Genomic DNA, 14,619 nt, shown 5'->3' on the forward strand with positions numbered 1-14,619 from the left:
GACAGAGCGACAATCAGGCGGGCAGGTCGGGCAGCGCCGACCGGCGCAACCAGGCGTCGAAGAGCGCGGTGAGGTCGCGGCCGCAGACCTCGGCCGCGAGGGCCTCGAAGTCGGCGGTGGTGACCGATCCCCCGCTGTGCCGGGCGATCCAGGTGCGCAGGATCTTGAAGAAGGACTCGTCGCCGACGGTGCGCCGCAGTGCGTGGAGGGTGAGCGCTCCGCGCTTGTAGACGCGGTCGTCGAACATGTCCGCGGGACCGGGGTCGGCGAGGACCAGGTCCTGCGCGAGCGCGGACAGCCGGCGGTGATGGTGGCGGGCGTGCTCGCCGCACGCGCGACCCCCGGAGGCGTCGGACCACAGCCACTCGCTGTAGCAGGCGAAACCCTCGTGCAGCCAGATGTCGCGCCACTCGCGCAGGGTCACCGCGTTGCCGAACCACTGGTGGGCGAGCTCGTGGGCCACGAGGCGTACCTCCGACCACTCGCCGGTGAGGTGGTTGCGCCCGAAGGTCGACAGCGACTGCGACTCGAGCGGGATCTCGAGCTCGTCGTCGGTGACCACGACGGAGTAGGAGGCGAACGGGTAGGGCCCGAAGACCGAGGTGAAGTAGGCCATCATGTCCCGCTGCCGCCCGAAGGAGGCCTCGAACCCGGCGGTGGCGTCGACCGGGTACGCGGCCCGGATCGGCACCCGGCCGCCCGGCCCGTCGCTCGTCGCGATGTCGACGACCCGGTAGCGCCCGATCTGCACCGTGGCGAGATAGGTCGCCATCGGCTCGGCCTGCCAGTAGCGCCAGGTCTCCCCACTGCCGCGGCGTACGCGGGAGGTCAGCTCGCCGTTGGAGACGACCGCATAGCCCGGCGCGGTGGTCACGCTGATCGCGTAGCGGGCCTTGTCGGAAGGGCGGTCGTTGCAGGGGAACCAGGTCGGCGCACCATGCGGCTGACCTGCGACGATGACACCGTCATCGAGCTCCTCCCAGCCGGCGTCGCCGTGGTGGGACAGCACCACCGGGCGGGGCTTGCCGGAGTATCTGACCGTGACCACGAACTCCTCGCCGGCCGCGATCCGCGAGCGGAGGTTCAGCACCAGGCGGTGGTCGTGGTGGGACCACTTGGCCGGCGGGCGGCCGTCGATCGCGACCTTCTGCACTCGCAGGTAGGCGAGGTCGAGGACGACGCGGTTGATGTCCTCGACGGCGACCGCGCGGATCGTCGCCGTGCCCGCGAGCCGGTTGCCGACCAAGTCGTAGGTGAGCTCGAGGTCGTAGTGGGTCGCGCTCCACGACGGATCCCCATGACCAGGAAGGTAGGGGTCGGCTGCGGGGAGCTTCGGCACGGCGGTCATGTTAGGGGGCCGCCTGGTCCCAGGGACCGATCGGGTTGCCGATCCACAGGGTCTTGTCGGGGAGGCTCTCCCCGCGCATGACCAGCGAGACCGGGCCGACGACCGCGTGCCGGCCGATGGCCGCGGCGGGCAGGATCACCGAGTTCGGCCCGAGCGTGGCGCCGCGCCGGAGGACGACCTCGTCGAGGGCCAGGACGCGGTCGTGGAACAGGTGCGTCTGCACGACCGTGCCGGCGTTGACCGTGGCGCCGTCGCCGAGCTCGACGAGGTCGGTCTCGGGGAGCCAGTGGGTCTCGATCCACACGCCGCGGCCGATCTTCGCGCCGAGCGCTCGGAACCAGAGGTTGAGCACCGGGGTGCCGGACACGGCGCCGGTGAACCAGGGTGCGGCGAGCACCTCGACGAAGGTGTCGGCCAGCTCGTTGGCCCACACGAACCAGCTCCACAGCGGGTGCGAGCCGGCCCGGATGCGGCCCACGAGCAGCCACTTCGCCGCCACCGTGATGCCGGCGGCGACCGCTCCGGCGACCGCGAGCACCGGCCCGGTGACCAGGATCGCGACGAGGAGGTCGGTCGCCTCCCAGACCCGCACGAGCACGTAGCCGACGCCCGCGTAGAGCAGCACCGCGAGCGTCTGCGGCACCAGCCGGGCCAGCTCGACGAGCGCCCTTGCGATCTTGAGGCGTGTCGGTGGGTCGTAGGTACGCCCCGAGTCGGTCTCGCCGGCCGCGCGGCGCAGCGGCGCGGGCGGCGAGCCGAGCCAGCTCTCCCCCTTCTGCGCGCGTTTGCGGCGCGGGGCCGCGCTGAGCACGGCGACCAGGGACGCCTTCGGCACCTTGCGGCCGGGCGCCGCCATGCCGGAGTTGCCGACGAAGGCGCGCTTGCCGATCTTCACCCGCTCGACCCGCAGCCAGCCGCCGCCCAGCTCGTAGCCGCCGATCAGGGTGTCGTCGGCCAGGAAGCTCTGGTCGTTGACCTGCGTCAGCCCGGGGATCATCAGGACCGTCGAGGCCTCGACGTGCTTGCCGATCTTCGCCCCCAGCGCCCGCAGCCACAGCGGCGTCAGCGTCGAGGAGTAGAGCGGGAAGAGCCACGTGCGGGCCTCGTCGAGCACCTGCATCGTCGACCAGACCGCGACACCGGCCAGGCTGCGTACGGGATGTACGCCGGGGGCGATCGCCAGACCGGCGAGCCGCACCACCGCCCAGATCAGCGCGGCCAGGGTGGCGAATCCGGCCGCCACCGCGACCGGGCTCCAGGCCAGCAGCGGCCCGACGTCGGTGTAGGAGGTGGGCACGCCGGCGAGGGCGACGCCGACGAGCATCCCGACGCCGATGGCGATCGCAGGAAGCAGCGCGAGCACGGCGGCAGCGATGCCGTAGAGGAGCATCCAGACCTGGGCTCGCGCCTCGGGCGGCTGCCACGGCCCGCGGGCTTCTCTGGCGGCGCGTACGGCCGGCGAACCCGACCAGAACTCGCCCGCCGGCACCACGCCGAAGACCGCCGAACCGGGTCCGACCTCGGCGTCGTCGCCGACGCGTGCGCCGGGCAGCAGTGTCGAGCGCGCCCCGACGCGGGCCCGTTCGCCCACCTCGACCTCACCGAGATGGAGCACGTCACCCTCGATCCAGTGACCGGAGAGGTCGACCTCCTGCTCGATCGAGCAGCCCTTGCCGAGGGTGAGCATGCCGGTGACCGGCGGGAGGCTGTGCAGGTCGACGTTCTTGCCCATCCGCACGCCGAGCAGCCGGGCGTACCAGAGCATCCACGGTGCCCCAGCGAGACCGTGGGCGCCGAGCTCGTCGACGGCGTGCGTCGCCAGCCAGAGCCGGAGATGGACCTTGCCGCCGCGGGGGTGCTCCCCCGGACGTACGCCGCGCAGGATGAGTCGCGCCGCGCCCGCGGCGAGCAGCATCCGGCCCGGTGCAGTCAGGAAGGCGAGGACGGCCGGCACGAGGATCCACCAGCTGAGCGAGGGCAACCAGGGCGCCCACGGCTGGGCGAGCGTCGTCCCGAGCCCGATCCAGGTCAGCCAGCGCGGTGCCGCGAGGCAGCGCAGCAGGATCGTCCCGACCACCTGAGCGACCTGGGTCTTGAGGCGTACGGCCGGCACCTCGTGCTCGGAGAGCGCGGCAGAGCTGCCCATCTCGTCGATGTAGGTGGCCAGCGCGCCGAGCTTCGGCTGGTCGTAGATGTCGCCGAGCGCGACCTCGGGGAATCGCTCGCGGATCAGGCTGACCATCTGGGCCGCGGTCAGACTGCCGCCGCCGAGGTCGAAGAAGTCCGCCGCCGGCCCGGTGACCTCGGCGCCGAGGACGTCGTTCCACAGCCCGGCCAGCCAGGCCTCGGTGTCGCTGAGCCCCTCGCCCGAACCCGCGGCCGAGGCGAGCGGCCACGGCAGCGCGTCGCGGTCGACCTTCCCGCTCGTACGCGTCGGGAGGCTGTCGACCACGGCCAGCCGCGGCACCAGCGCCGCCGGCATGTCGGCCCGGAGCCGGGCGACGGAGGTGGCCTGGTCGAAGGTGTCGTCGACGGTGACGTAGCCGACCAGCAGGCTGTTGCCCGCGGCGCTCCTCCGCACCGCCGCCGCGGCCCCGACGACCCCGTCCAGCTGGAGCAGAGCGCTGTCGATCTCGCCGAGCTCGATGCGCCGGCCACCGAGCTTGATCTGGTCGTCGGCGCGCCCGCCGAAGAGCAGCCCGGCGGGATCGTTGACGACCAGATCGCCGGAGCGGTAGGCGCGCTCCCAGCCGAGAGTGGGCATCGGAGCGTACTTCTCGGCGTCCTTGGCCGCGTCCAGATAGCGCGCCAGGCCGACACCGCCGATGATCAGCTCTCCGGTCTCGCCCTCGGCGACCGGGACGCCCGTGGCGGGGTCGACGACGGCGAGGTCCCAGCCGTCGAGCGGGAGGCCGATCCGTACCGGCCCTTCGGCGGTCAGCCGGGCTCCGCAGGCCACCACCGTCGCCTCGGTCGGACCGTAGGTGTTCCACACCTCGCGGCCGGACGTGACCAGACGGGCGGCGAGCTCGGGCGGGATCGCCTCGCCGCCGGTGATCAGCAGCCGGACCCGGTCGAGCGAGGACGGCGGCCACAGCGCGACCAGCGTGGGCACCGTCGAGACAATGGTGATCTGGTTGGCGACCAGCCACGGACCGACGTCGACCCCCGAACGCACCAGCGCCCGTGGGGCCGGGACCAGGCAGGCGCCGTAGCGCCACGCCAGCCAGATCTCCTCACAGCTCGCGTCGAAGGCCACCGAGAGACCCGCCATCACCCGGTCGCCGACCCCGATCGGGGCGTCCTGGAGGAAGAGGCGCGACTCGGCGTCGACGAACGCCGCGGCGTTGCGGTGGGTGACCGCGACACCCTTCGGGGTGCCGGTCGACCCGGAGGTGAAGATCACCCAGGCGTCGTCGTCGGTCGACGGCTCCTCCGGCTCGCGCGCCTCGCGTGCCTCTCCGGGATCGGCTGTCGTGGTGACCCTCAGGTCGTTGGTCACGACCGCAGCGACCCGGGCCTCACCGAAGACCAGCCGGGCCCGCTCCTCGGGGTCGTCGGCGTCGACCGGCACGTAGGCAGCACCCGCGCAGAGGATCCCGAGGATCGCGACGTACAGGTCGGTGGTGCCGCTCGCGATCCGCAGCCCGACCTTGTCCCCCGGCCCGATCCCGGCGGCGTTGAGCTCGGCGGCCAGCCCGTCGGCGGCCTCCTCGAGCTCGGCGTACGTCAGCAGCCCGTTGCCCGCGTCGACGGCCGGCTCGTCGGGCACCTGGGCCGCGGTGGCCCGGAAGATGTCGACGAGGGTCCGGGGCTCGGGCGCGAGCTCGCCTCGCAGCAGGGGATCGGTCACACGACCACCTCCGTAGCGCAAGCGCCATGATACGGACGCGGTCGCGTGAAGCTTGGATGGTTCACTCGCTGACGCTCGCTCACACGCGGAGCCTTCCGGGGTCAGTTGAACGCATGACATACATCTTCCTTCTTTCTCGCTGTCGATTTGGCCTTGTTCCAGCCGTCATCCCCGGTGACAGACTCATTCCGAGACGAGAAGGGAAACCACCATGACCAGATACATGGTGCTGCTGCCGGCGAACGAGGCCTCCTGGGCCGAGTCGACGCCGGAGGAGAAGGCAGCCGGATACGAGGTGCACGGCAGGTTCGCCAAGCTGCTCGCCGAACGCGGCCACAAGGTCACCGGCGGCGCCGAGCTCCACCACTCCAGCAAGGCGAAGACACTGCGCACGACCGGCGACGGGGTAGCGGTCACGGACGGACCCTTCGCCGAGACCGTCGAGCAGGTCACCGGCTTCTACCTGATCGATACCGATGACCTCGAGGACATGCTCGAATGCTGCAAGGTGCTCGCCGATCGGGAGACGGCGATCGAGGTCCGCGAGGTCGTCGAGCACGGGGAGGTGTCCGCATGAGGTACTACCTGCTCATCCCCAACGTCGAGGCCGAGTGGCAGACGAAGACGCAGGAGGAGAGGGACAGGTTGTTCGCCGTGCACGAGAAGTTCTCCGCGCTGCTGGCCGAGCGCGGCCACACCGACCTGCGGCACGGCGCCGCGCTCGACCTTCCGTCGACCGCCGTGACCGTGCGTAACTCGGGCGTCACCGACGGCCCCTACACCGAGGCGGCCGAGCACCTCGCCGGGCTCTACGTCGTGGAGTCCGAGGACCGCGACGACCTGGTCGAGTGCTGCAAGCTGCTCGCCACGGTCGAGTCGGCGATCGAGATCCGCGCGGCGGACTAGGGCGTCCCACGGCGATGCTGGAGACGCTGCTGCGCGAGGAGTGGGGCCGCCTGTTGGCCCTGCTCGTCGCGCAGTTCCGGCGTCTTGACCTCGCCGAGGACGGCCTGGCCGACGCCTTCGAGGCGGCCGCCCGGCGCTGGCCCGTCGACGGCGAGCCCGACAACGGACCGGCGTGGCTCCTCACCACGGCGCGGCGGCGGATCGTGGACCGGATGCGTTCTGAGGAGGTGCTGGCTCGCAAGATGCCGCTGCTCGCGGTGGATGCGGCGGTGACCCAGGAGGCGCAGCGGGTGATGGTCGACTCTGGTGAGGTCACCGACGAGCGGCTGCGCTTGGTGCTGCTCTGCGCCCACCCGACCCTGTCCCGCGAGGCGGCTGCCGCACTCACCCTCCGTCTGGTCCTCGGCGTCTCCACCGAGGACATCGGGCGGCTCTTCCTGCAGTCGAAGGCGACGATGGCAGCCCGGCTGACCCGGGCGCGGAAGCGGCTCGCAGGCGCGTCCTTCGAGGTTCCCGCAGACCTCGCCGGCCGGGTCGGGATCGTCGCCGAGGTCGCCTATCTCGCGTTCACGGCGGGCTACGCCCCCGGCACCGGTGCGGATGTCGTACGCAGCGACCTGGCGGGCGAGGCGATCCGGCTGGTCCGCGTCCTGCGGTCGGTCCTCCCCCAGCCGGACCCGGAGGTCGACGCCCTCCTCGCGCTGATGCTCCTGCAGCACTCGCGCCGAGCGGCCCGGATCGGGCCGGACGGCGCTCTCGTGCTGCTTCCGGACCAGGACCGCACCCGCTGGCGGACCGAAGAGATCGCCGATGCCCTCGCGATCCTCACCCCGCTCGCCCACGCGGCCCCGGCCCCCTATCTCCTCCAGGCGCTGATCGCCGCGGAGCACGCCCTCGCGCCCAGCTCCGAGACGACCGCCTGGGAGCGCATCGTCGAGCGCTACGACGAGCTGCTCGCGCTCCGGGACACCCCGGTCGTACGTCTCAACCGGGCCGTCGCGGTGGCCGAGGCGAACGGCGCCGGGGCCGGACTCGAGGCGCTGGACTCGGTCGCTCTCCCCGGGCACCGACTGCCTGCCGTACGTGCCCAGCTGCTGGAGCGGCTGAATCGTCACCATGAGGCGGTCGAGGCGTACGACGAAGCCATCGCGCTCTGCACGCATGGACCGGAGCGGGCCGACCTCGGCCGGCGGCGAGCCGCGGCGTACGTCCTGGAAGGTTTTGAACCTCATTCCCTAGACGAGAACACGTTCTAGTTGCCACACTCGGTGGTGTGACCCCGATCACTCTCCCTGACATCCTCGAGGCGATGGCCGACGCCATCCCCGACCGCACCGCCGTGTTCACCATGGAACACGCCTACAGCTTCGCCGAGGTCGACGAGCGCGCGACCAGGCTGGCCAACCACCTCCTCGGGCAGGGCATCAAACCTGGCGACCACGTCGCCGTCCACTCCCGCAACCGGATCGAGTGGGTCGACGCCTTCTACGGGTGCATGAAGGCGCGGGCGGTGCCGATCAACATCAACCACAAGTACCTCCACGACGAGCTCGACCACCTCTACCGCAACTCAGACGCGGTCGCCGCGATCATCGGACCGGAGCACGTCGAGGCGGTCGCCGCGCTCGGCCTGGGCATCCCGACGCTGGTGATGGGCGAGGAGTACGACGCCGCGGTCGCCGCCGCGTCCAAGGAGCGCCCCGACATCGAGCGCAGCCCCGACGACCGCTATGTCATCTACACCGGCGGCACGACCGGGATGCCGAAGGGCGTCGTGTGGCGCCAGGAGGACATCATCCGCGCCGCGATGAACGCGAGCCGGTTCGGCGCTCCCTTCGACACCGTCGAGCAGCTCGCCCAGGAGGCTGCGGCACAGGAGTCGCCGATGGTGCTGCTGGCCTGCGGTCCGATGATGCACGGCGGCAGCCAGTGGATCATGGGCAACGGCCATGTCGCCGGCTGCACGGTCTCGCTCTACACCGAGCCGGCCTGGTCGCCGGAGACGATCCTCGACCTGGTCCAGGCCGCCGGGGTCAACTCGCTCACCTTCCTGGGCGACGCGATGGGCCGCCCGGTCGCCGAGGCGATCCTGCGCGAGCCGGAGCGCTGGGACCTGAGCAGCCTGTTCGCGGTCTCCAACGGCGCCGCCCCGCTCTCCACGGGGGTACGCACCCAGCTCCGGGAGGCGCTGCCGGGCCGCTACATCCTCGACTCCTACGGCGCCTCGGAGTCCGGGGCGGCCGGCATGCAGGTCGACGACGGCAACGAGGGCGCGCAGGCCGCGCCGAAGTTCCAGGTCGGGATGGACGTACAGGTCTTCGACACCGACATGAAGGCGTGCGCTCCGGGTGAGACCGGGATGCTCGCGCGCACCGGGTCGATCCCGCAGGGCTACTACAACGACCCGGTCAAGACCGCGGCGACGTTCAAGGAGGTCGGCGGGCAGCGCTGGTCGATCCCGGGCGACTTCGCGCGGCGCGAGGAGGACGGCTCGATCACCGTCCTCGGCCGCGGGTCGGGCTGCATCAACACCGGCGGCGAGAAGGTCTTTCCCGAGGAGGTCGAGTCGGTCCTGCTGCGTCATGCCGACGTCTTCGACACCGCGGTCGTCGGCACCCCGCACGAGCGCTGGGGCCAGCAGGTCACCGCTCTCGTGCAGCTCCGCGACGGCGCCGTGACCTCGACCGATGCGCTCCGCGAGCACTGCCGCAGCCTCATCTCCGCCTACAAGGTGCCCAAGGACATCCTGCTCGTGGAGCGAGTCCCTCGCACGCCGGTGAGCAAGGTGGACTATCGTGCCAGCGCTACGGTCGCCGCCGAGCTGCTCGAGGCGCGTACGTGACGACCGGGTGATCCGACGTACGGCTCCGTGCCGTGCGGCGCTACCCCTGGCCCTACCAATTGGAAGGCGCAGAAGCCCTGTGTCCGCCGTGATCCCCCTCACACTGCCCGACATCCTGGAAGCGATGGCCGATGCCATCCCCGACCGCCCGGCAGTCATCACCACCGACCGCGCCTACACGTACGCCGAGATCGACGAGCGTGCCACGCGCCTGGCCAACCACCTGCTGAGCATCGGGCTCGAGCCGGGCGCCCAGGTCGCCATCCACGCGACCAACCGGATCGAGTGGGTCGACGCCCTCTACGGGTGTCTCAAGGCCCGCACGATCCCGGTCAACATCAACCACGCCTACCGGCGCGACGAGCTCGCCCGGACGTACGCCGCCACCGACTGCGTCGCGGCCATCGTCTCCCCCGAGTTCACCGATGACCTCGACGAGCTCGACCTGAAGCTGGACCACCGGGTCGTCCTGGGCCCCGACTACGACGCCAAGGTCGCCGCGGCGTCCAAGGAGCGGCCGACGCTCGGACGTACGCCCGGCGACTGGCACATCATCTTCACCACCGGCACCACGGGCACCCCGAAGGGTGCGGTCTGGCGCCAGGAGGACCTGATCTGGGCCGCGCTGAACACGGTCCGCCGCAACGCGCCGATCCCGTCGGTCGAGGGTCTCGCCGCCGAGGCGGCCGCTCGCGACTCGGGTGTCGTCCTGCTCGCCGGCGGTCCGCTGCTGCACGGGCAGAGCCAGCTGCTGCTCCTGCGAGCGCTGGTCGCCGGTGGCACCGCGGTTCTCGACACCTCGCCCACGTTCTCCGCCGAGGCGTTCCTCGACCTCGCCGAGCGGGCCGGCGCGACCGCGATCACGCTGCTGGGCGACGCCCAGGCGCGACCGGTGGCCAAGGCCCGGCTGACCGGCAAGAAGCGCTGGCCGCTGCACTCGCTCGCCGGGGTCTCCAACACCGCGGCACCGCTCTCCGACGGCGTCCTCGCAATCCTGCGCAACGCCTTCGCCCGCCGGGTCATCGTCGACTCCTACGGCACCCTCGAGACCGGCGTCACCGGCTCCCGCGCCGACGACGGTTCCCCGCTCGTGCCCGGCGAGGCGCGGTTCATGGTGGGTCCGGAGGTGGAGGTCTTCAACCCCGACCTCACCCCGGCGGCTCCCGGGGTCGAGGGTCTGCTGGCCCGATCCGGCCCCGCCGCTCTCGGCTACTACAAGGACAACGCCCGCTCGGCGACCGCGATCAAGCTGATCGACAACCGGCGCTGGACCTTCCCCGGCGACCTCGCCCGCCGCGAGCAGGACGGCTCGATCACCTTGCTGGGCAGGGCCGCCACACTCGTACGCACCGGTGACCTCGAGATCCACCCCGAGCCCATCGAGGGCGTGCTCCTCGCCCACGAGGACGTCGTCGACGCCGCCGTCTTCGGCATGCCCCATCCGCGCTGGGGCCAGCAGGTCGCGGCGCTGGTGCAGCTCGCCCCGTCGACCGAGACCACGGCTGCCGACCTGCGTAAGCACGCCCGCGACCGGCTCGGGGAGTCGCACGAGCCCAAGCTCGTCCTGCTGGTCGAGTCGGTGCCGCGTACGCCTGCGGGGACCGTCGACTACCGCGCCGCCACCGGCCTCACCGCCGACATGCTCAGCACCGGCGGCAAGGGTCCAGACGAGGACGACAGCACGAGCGAGTAGCCCCGCGTCATCCCGGTGTCAGGATATCCGAACATTCCGGCAGTGTCCTGATATTCTGACACTCCAACGTTGTAAGGATAACCTGACACCGGGAGAAGATGTGGCTCACTACACGGCGATAGCACGCTCGCCCCAGGCGCTGGGACGAGCGCTTGCCGAGGTGCGCACGGCGCGCGGCCTGACCCAGGAGGAGCTCGCCGAGACACTCGGGATCTCGCGGCAATACGTGGTGGGGATCGAGTCCGGCAACCCCAACCTCTACGCATCGCGCGTCTTCGAGGTGATCCGCGAACTCGGCGGCCATATCGAGCTACATGCCGAGATCCGTGAGGGCGGTCCCGATGCGTGATCCACTCGACGTATGGGTCTACGGAACCCGGATCGCCACGATGACCGAGGATCCGAATGGACGGCTGTCCTTGTCCTGGACCACCGAGGCACAGGACCGCTGGGCCTCCCAGGTCCGGATCCTGTCGGCGAAACTGACCATCGGAGTACGACCGGTCCCGGCGCTGGTCAAGGCTTACCTCGACGGCCTGCTCCCGGAAGGCAATGCACGAACGAACCATGCGATGAGCGCCGGGGTGGGCCCGGACGACACCTTCGCCCTCATCCGCTCCTACGGTCGGGATACACCTGGCGCGGCGATCTTCGTTCCCGAGGGAACCGCCGACCCCACCACGTCCGGCCACTACGAGCCTCTCGACTCGGACGAGGTCGCTCATCGGATCCGCTACGCCGACGAGCACTCACCTTCCGATCAGTTCGGAGTCACTGCAGAGTCGAGCAGCCTCCCCGGAATGGTGCCCAAGATCGCTCTCCATCGGATCGGCGAGACCTGGCAGGCCTGCAAGGCCGGAGCGCCGTCGACCTGGATCATCAAGCGCGGATCGTCTCCGGAGTCCGGAATCGCTGACGTCATCGACACCGAAGCAGCGAGCCTGGAGCTTGCCCGTCGAGTCGGGCTCACCACAGTCGACACCGAGATCCTGGAGTACGAGGACGTACGCGCGATCGCGATCTCCCGATACGACCGTGGGCCCGGCGAGGCGCGAATCCACCAGGAGGATCTCGCCCAGGCAGTCGGTCTCAATACCTCCGACCCCAACCGCAAGTTTCAATGGGGCTCGAAGCTCCCGACACTTCGCCACGCAGCAGATGTGCTCCGGGAAGACGGCGGCAACCCGGACGACCTCCTGCGGCTGGTCACCTTCTCCCACCTCGTCGGCAACACCGACATGCACGCGAAGAACATCTCATTCATCCGTCGGGCCGACGGGAGCGTGACCCTGAGCCCGGCGTACGACATCTCCATGCATCTCCACCACCGCAGGGACAACCGGCGGTTCGCGTTGGACGTCAACGGGAAGTTCCTCGTCGACGAGGTCACCATCGACGACGTGGTCGCGGAGGGCCGCTCATGGGGTCTGCCCGAACGACGCGCTCGGCGGGTTGTCGATACGACCGTCGCCGACCTCGCCAAGGCACTTGACGGCATCGACCGCAGCGCCCACCCGGGCGTCTCAGCCGAGGCTTGGACCATCGTCGACGAGCGGGTCGCCGCTGCTTCCTAAGGGCTCGGGGAGGTGGTGTCCGAAGGGGACCTGCTGGACCTGCCCGAGGGCGGCGAGGACGGAGGGCAGCATCGCCTTGGCCGTGCGCTTGTAGCCCATCGCGCTGGGGTGGAAGTGGTCGATGGCGAACATCTCGTCGGGGTTGGTGATGAAGAACGGGCCGACGACGTCGGAGAGCGAGACGACGTGGGCACCCCGGGCCAGTGCGGTCTCCCGCTGGCCGTCGGCCAGCTGCTTGGCGATCCGGCGTCCGAGCGAGCGCAGCGGCTGCGGCAGGGGTCGCACCGCACCCACGTCCGGACAGGTCCCGACCACGACCTCGGCACCACGCTCGCGCAGCGCGTCGATGACCTCCCCCAGCACCCGGGTGGAGTCCTTCTGCGGCACCCGGTGGGTGACGTCGTTGCCACCGACGATGACCACCGCCACATCGGGCCGGTAGCCCTTCGGCAGCGACTCGAGCTGCGCGGGGAGCATCGACGTCTCGGCCCCGACCACGGCAGCCGTACGCAGCCGCACCGGCCTCAGCAGAGCCTTGGCCGTGCCCTTGGCCAGCCGCGCGCCGAGGGTGCCGCTTCTGGTCTCCGCGCCCAGCCCGGCGGCGATCGAGTCGCCGAGGACGAGGAGCTCGACCGGCGTACCTCCGTAGGCCTTCTTGTAGACCTTGTCGGCGTCGATCGCCTCCTCACCGAGGGGCTTGCCGATCACGTCACGCGCGTGCGCCGCCTGTCTCTTCAGCAACGTCACGAACCCGGCACCGGCCGCCGCCCCCACCACACCGACTGCGCCGGCGACCCCGGCGGTGGCGGCGACCATGCCGAGCCACTTGGCCTCTTCACTCGTCTTCGTGGTGTTCACATTCCTTAGGTGTACCCCACGGATGTGAACGCGAAATTAACCTACGCCTGAGAGAGCCCGGCTTCCTCGAACGCGTCGTAGTTGGGGGCGATGGTGGCGCGGGGGCCGACGATGCCGCTGACCGCGTCGAGCGTCTTGAGGCCATGGCCGGTGTTGATGATCACCGTCTCCAGGCTCGGGTCGAGGAGACCGTTGTCGACGAGCTTCTTGGTGACCGCGAGAGTGGTGCCGCCGGCGGTCTCGGTGAAGATGCCCTCGGTGCGGGCCAGGAGCACGATCGCTGCGCGGATCTCGTCGTCGGTGACCTCCTCGACAGCACCACCGGAGGAGCGGGTGGCGTCGAGGACGTAGATGCCGTCGGCCGGGTTGCCGATGGCCAGCGACTTGGCGATCGTGTCGGGCTTGACCGGGCGGATGGCGTCCACACCGGCCTTGAACGCGGTCGCGACCGGGTTGCAGCCGGTCGCCTGGGCGCCGAAGATCCGGTAGGGCTTCTCCTCGACCAGACCGAGCTTGATCAGCTCCTTGAAGGCCTTGTCGACCTTGGTCAGCTGGGATCCGGAGGCCACCGGGATGACGATCTGGTCGGGCAGGCGCCAGCCGAGCTGCTCGGCGATCTCGAAGCCGAGCGTCTTGGAGCCCTCGGCGTAGAAGGGACGTACGTTGACGTTCACGAACGCCCAGCCCTCCTCCTCCGCGGCGATCTCCTGGGCCAGCTTGTTGACGTCGTCGTAGTTGCCGTCGACGGCGATCAGGTTGTCGGTGAAGATGGCGGAGTTGACCTGCTTGGGCTGCTCGAGGTTGCTCGGGATGAAGACCGCGGTCGGGATACCGGCTCGCGCTCCCGCCGCCGCCACCGCGTTGGCCAGGTTGCCGGTGCTCGGGCAGGCGAAGACCTTGGCGTCGAGCTCGCGGGCGGCGCTCAGCGCACAGGCGACCACGCGGTCCTTGAACGAGTTGGTCGGGTTGGTCGAGTCGTCCTTCACCCAGATCTTCTCGATGCCGAGCTCCCTGGCGAGGTTCTTCGCGTCCAGGAGCCGGGTGAAGCCGGGCTCGGTGTTGGGGCTCTGCTCGATGTCGTCGGGCACCGGCAGCAGGGCCTTGTAGCGCCAGATGTTGCGGGGTCCGGCCTCGATCTCCTCGCGGGTCACGGCCGGGAAGTCATAGGCCACCTCCAGTGGCCCGAAACACTCCGGACAGGCGTAATGCGGTCCGAGCTCGATCTGGTGCCCACACTCCCGGCACGACAGCGCCGAGGCGTTGCCGAACGCACCCTCGCGCAGGCCCTTCGTCTCCGTGGTCGCAGCGCTCATGAGAAACCTCCTCCTCATCTTCCCCGATCACGTCTCTCGCGCCGGGCCGGAATTAGCACCTGCTCCACGCCCTACCCGATGGCCGGGAGGAGGCTCGTGGTCGGTTGCCGGGACTTCACTGGGCCGTTCCCTCAGTCCCTCTCGATGAGCAGTAGCGATCGTACGGCAGGTATCCGCTGCCAAACACACCCGGGTTCCATTCCGTGGACCAGTCGTCCACCATCTGGGCATC

The 14,619-nt window shown here is 70.4% G+C and carries 11 protein-coding genes and 1 riboswitch; of the genes, 7 read left to right on the plus strand and 4 right to left on the minus strand.

Going from position 1 to position 14,619, the window contains the following annotated elements; all coding sequences use genetic code 11:
- Positions 1–13: 13 nt before the first annotated feature.
- Together OG801_RS10855 and OG801_RS10860 are read right to left on the minus strand one after the other, a co-directional pair.
- The gene (locus OG801_RS10855; RefSeq protein ID WP_406035721.1) at positions 14–1,348 is read right to left on the minus strand and encodes a M1 family metallopeptidase; all 1,335 of its coding nucleotides are present in this window, start codon (positions 1,346–1,348) and stop codon (positions 14–16) included.
- Between the two features lies 1 nt (position 1,349).
- The gene (locus tag OG801_RS10860; protein WP_406035722.1) at positions 1,350–5,201 is read right to left on the minus strand and encodes a Pls/PosA family non-ribosomal peptide synthetase; all 3,852 of its coding nucleotides are present in this window, start codon (positions 5,199–5,201) and stop codon (positions 1,350–1,352) included.
- Between the two features lie 211 nt (positions 5,202–5,412).
- On the opposite strand from OG801_RS10860, the gene OG801_RS10865 reads away from it, so the two are divergent.
- From OG801_RS10865 to OG801_RS10895, 7 genes are all read left to right on the plus strand, one after another.
- On the plus strand, positions 5,413–5,778 hold the full coding sequence (locus OG801_RS10865; RefSeq protein ID WP_406035723.1) for a YciI family protein: 366 nt from the start codon (positions 5,413–5,415) through the stop codon (positions 5,776–5,778).
- Entirely contained in the window at positions 5,775–6,107 is a 333-nt protein-coding gene (locus tag OG801_RS10870) for a YciI family protein (RefSeq protein ID WP_406035724.1), read from the plus strand. The genes OG801_RS10865 and OG801_RS10870 overlap by 4 nt, the downstream gene beginning before the upstream one ends.
- Before the next feature lie 14 nt (positions 6,108–6,121).
- Positions 6,122–7,363 carry an RNA polymerase sigma factor gene (locus OG801_RS10875; protein WP_406035725.1) on the plus strand — a complete coding sequence of 414 codons (1,242 nt, stop codon included), beginning with the start codon at positions 6,122–6,124 and terminating at the stop codon, positions 7,361–7,363.
- Between the two features lie 17 nt (positions 7,364–7,380).
- Positions 7,381–8,949, plus strand: a complete 1,569-nt coding sequence (locus OG801_RS10880; RefSeq protein ID WP_406035726.1) for an AMP-binding protein — start codon at positions 7,381–7,383, stop codon at positions 8,947–8,949.
- 88 nt (positions 8,950–9,037) lie between these two features.
- Complete coding sequence (locus OG801_RS10885) at positions 9,038–10,642, plus strand: AMP-binding protein (protein ID WP_406035727.1); 1,605 nt, start codon at positions 9,038–9,040, stop codon at positions 10,640–10,642.
- Between the two features lie 100 nt (positions 10,643–10,742).
- Positions 10,743–10,991: a helix-turn-helix transcriptional regulator gene (locus OG801_RS10890; protein ID WP_406035728.1), complete on the plus strand. Its 249-nt coding sequence runs from the start codon at positions 10,743–10,745 to the stop codon at positions 10,989–10,991.
- Entirely contained in the window at positions 10,984–12,216 is a 1,233-nt protein-coding gene (locus tag OG801_RS10895; RefSeq protein WP_406035729.1) for a type II toxin-antitoxin system HipA family toxin, read from the plus strand. The genes OG801_RS10890 and OG801_RS10895 overlap by 8 nt, the downstream gene beginning before the upstream one ends.
- Here the strand turns inward: OG801_RS10895 and OG801_RS10900 are convergent.
- On the minus strand, positions 12,166–13,074 hold the full coding sequence (locus OG801_RS10900) for an SGNH/GDSL hydrolase family protein (RefSeq protein WP_355020939.1): 909 nt from the start codon (positions 13,072–13,074) through the stop codon (positions 12,166–12,168). The genes OG801_RS10895 and OG801_RS10900 overlap by 51 nt on opposite strands.
- 41 nt (positions 13,075–13,115) lie before the next feature.
- Entirely contained in the window at positions 13,116–14,387 is a 1,272-nt protein-coding gene (thrC, locus tag OG801_RS10905) for a threonine synthase (RefSeq protein WP_406035730.1), read from the minus strand.
- A gap of 11 nt (positions 14,388–14,398) precedes the next feature.
- A riboswitch (SAM riboswitch) is annotated at positions 14,399–14,538 on the minus strand.
- Positions 14,539–14,619 lie beyond the last annotated feature (81 nt).

The sequence above is a fragment of the Nocardioides sp. NBC_00163 genome, from assembly GCF_045206295.1.
GTDB lineage: Bacteria > Actinomycetota > Actinomycetes > Propionibacteriales > Nocardioidaceae > Nocardioides.